We start from the raw sequence: 2,830 nt of genomic DNA, 5'->3' as shown, positions 1-2,830 counted from the left end.
GCGACGACCGCCCGCGGTCGGTGCTCGTCGCCTCGCTCGGCGGATCGGCGGTCGTCGCGGACGTGCTCGACATGCTCGCCGAACCGAGTTCACCGGTTCCGGTCGGGGTGCGGCGCAACGTGCCGCTGCCCGGCTGGGTAGGACCCCTCGACCTCGTCGTCGCGGTCTCCCTGTCGGGGCGGGCGCGCGGCCCGCTCGCCGTCGCCGCGGAGGCGGCCCGGCGCGGCGCGTCGCTGCTGACCGTCGGCGCCTCCGACTCCCCGCTCGCGGCGGTGTGCGCCCGCGCCCGCGGCATCCACGTCGACGTCGGGCGCGACCGGATCAACTCGCGCACCGCGCTGTGGTCGCTGCTCACGCCGGTGCTCATCGGCGCCCACGAGCTGGGCCTGATCGAGGTCGGTGACGACGCGCTCGTGGCCACCGCGGCCCGTCTCGACGAACTCGCCGAGTCGTGCCGGCCGGGGTCGGAGTCGTTCGTCAACCCCGCGAAGTCGCTCGCGCTGCAGCTCGCCGAGACGGTCCCGGTCGTGCTCGGAGACGGTCCGCTCGCCGGGGTCGCCGCCACCCGGGCGGCGTCGATGCTGGCCCGCACCGCCCGTATCCCGGCGACCCACGGTGAGTTGCCGGACGCCGCCTCCCAGGTCGTGGCCACCTTCGACGGGCCGTTCACCGCCGGCGGCGGGCAGGGGGTCGGCCGCACCGGCCCCAGCGACGACATCTTCGCCGACCCCTTTCTCGACGGCCCGGCGCAGCCGCGGCTGGGTCTGCTCATGCTGCGCGACACCCCGCGGGGCACGCCGACGAGCCCGGAGGAGGCCGACCTCGACGCCCTGGCCCAGGCGGTGCTCGACACGGCGGCGGACGCCGGCGCGCGGGTGAGCACGGTCACCGCGCAGGAGGGCCACCCCCTCGCGCGGCTCGCCGAGCTCATCGCGAGCACCGACTACATGTCGACCTACCTGGCGATCGGCCTCGGCATCGATCCGGCCGTCTCCCGGCACATCACCGCGTTGCGGGACCACACCCTGGGGTGACCCGACGCCGATGCCGACCCCCCCACGAAGGAGAGCGCGTGCCCGATCTCGAGCACCTCGACCTGCTGATCATCGGGAGCGGTTCGGGCAACTCGCTCGTCACGCCCGATTTCGCCGGCAAGCGCGTCGGCGTCGTCGAACGGGGCGTGTTCGGCGGCACCTGCCTGAACGTCGGGTGCATCCCCACGAAGATGTTCAGCTACACCGCGGACATCGCCGGCACCATCGCCGACTCCCGTCGGTTCGGGGTCGACGCCACCCTCGACGGGGTGCGCTGGCGCGACATCCGCGACCGCATCTTCGGGCGCATCGACCCGATCTCGGCCGCCGGACGCGACTACCGGATCAACGGGCCCGGCACCACCGCCTATCTCGGCGACGCCCGCTTCGTCGGCGAACGCCGCGTGCGGATCGAGCTCAACGACGGCGGCGCCGCCGAGGTGGAGGCCGACCAGGTCGTCATCGCGACGGGCGCCCACGCCCAGGTGCCCGGCGTCGTCCGCGACTCCGACGTGATGTGGCATACGAGTGACACAATCATGCGGATCGACGAACTCCCCGCCCGGCTGCTTGTGCTAGGTGGTGGCTACATCGCGGCGGAGTTCGCGCACGTCTTCGGGGCGCTCGGGTCGCGGGTCACCCTCGCCGTCCGAGGGCCGCGTTTGTTGCGTCACCTCGATGCACAGATCGCCGAGCACTTCACCCACGTGGCCCGGGGCCAGTGGGACGTGCGCCTGGGCACCGTCATCGAGCAACTGCGGCCCGGGGGAGCGGACGCACCGATCCACGCGACCCTCTCCGACGGCTCCGAGGTGGAGGCCGACGCCCTGCTCGTGGCCGCGGGCCGCGCCCCGAACACGGCCAATCTCGGCTGCGATGACGCCGGGGTGCGGCTGCACCCGGATGGGCGCGTGGTCGTCGACGAGTACGGCCGCACCACCGCGGAGGGCGTGTGGGCGCTCGGCGACGTCAGCTCGCCCTACCAGCTCAAGCACGTCGCCAACCACGAAGCCAGGGTCGTGGCCCACAACCTCGCCCACCCCGGCGACCTGCGCGCGTTCGACCACCGCTTCGTGCCCGCGGCCGTGTTCAGCCGGCCGCAGGTCGCGACGGTCGGCGCCACCCGCCAGGAACTGCAGGCCGCGGGCGTCGAGTACCGCGAGTACACCCAGCGGTACGCGGACGTCGCCTACGGCTGGGCGATGGAGGACCGCGAGGGCATCTGCACGGTGCTCGCCGACCCCCGGGATGGCTCGCTGCTCGCTGCCCATCTCGTCGGGCACGACGCCTCCAGTCTCATCCAGCCCCTCATCCAGGCCATGAGCTTCGGCCAGCGCTGGGCCGACGTGGCCCGCGGGCAGTACTGGATCCACCCCGCCCTCGCCGAGGTCGTCGAGAACGCGCTGCTCGGGCTGGGCACCGACTGACGCCGCCCCGACACCACTGACGAGAGCTGACGCCGACTGAGGCGCGCGCTACCGGCCCGACCCGGCGACTCGGACGTTCGACACGCCCGGGCGCGCACTGAATGGCCGTGCGCGCCAGCGCTGTTAGTGTTCCCGGCAGCGGGGCCCGGAGTCGGGGGACAGCGGTACCGGGCGGCCGCAGCGCGACCGTCACGGCGCGCTACGGCGGGGGGCCGGGCAGTGCCCGGCGATCGGAAAGCAGGGCCGCTCATGCCACTGTCCGTCTCTACCCTGGCCGCAGCCGCCGGGATCGCCGGCGTCATGGGACTCGCCGGCGCGCCCGCGGCAGTCGCCCACACCCCCGCGGCGCCTACGGTGCAGGCGGCACCC

The 2,830-nt window shown here is 74.1% G+C and carries 2 protein-coding genes; both read left to right on the top strand.

Going from position 1 to position 2,830, the window contains the following annotated elements:
* Positions 1-1,034, top strand: a 1,034-nt coding sequence (locus tag PINTE_RS18975; RefSeq protein WP_068433847.1) for an SIS domain-containing protein, incomplete at its 5' end; no start/stop codon positions are given.
* A 38-nt stretch (positions 1,035-1,072) separates the two neighbouring features.
* Positions 1,073-2,461 (top strand): mycothione reductase, encoded by a 1,389-nt coding sequence (locus PINTE_RS18970; protein ID WP_068433845.1) that lies wholly within the window; start codon positions 1,073-1,075, stop codon positions 2,459-2,461.
* Positions 2,462-2,830 lie beyond the last annotated feature (369 nt).

This window comes from Piscicoccus intestinalis NBRC 104926, from assembly GCF_001515525.1.
Taxonomy (GTDB): Bacteria; Actinomycetota; Actinomycetes; order Actinomycetales; family Dermatophilaceae; genus Kineosphaera; species Kineosphaera intestinalis.
The sequence above is the reverse complement of the archived record's forward strand: the minus strand, read 5'-3'. Positions and strand labels throughout refer to the sequence as shown.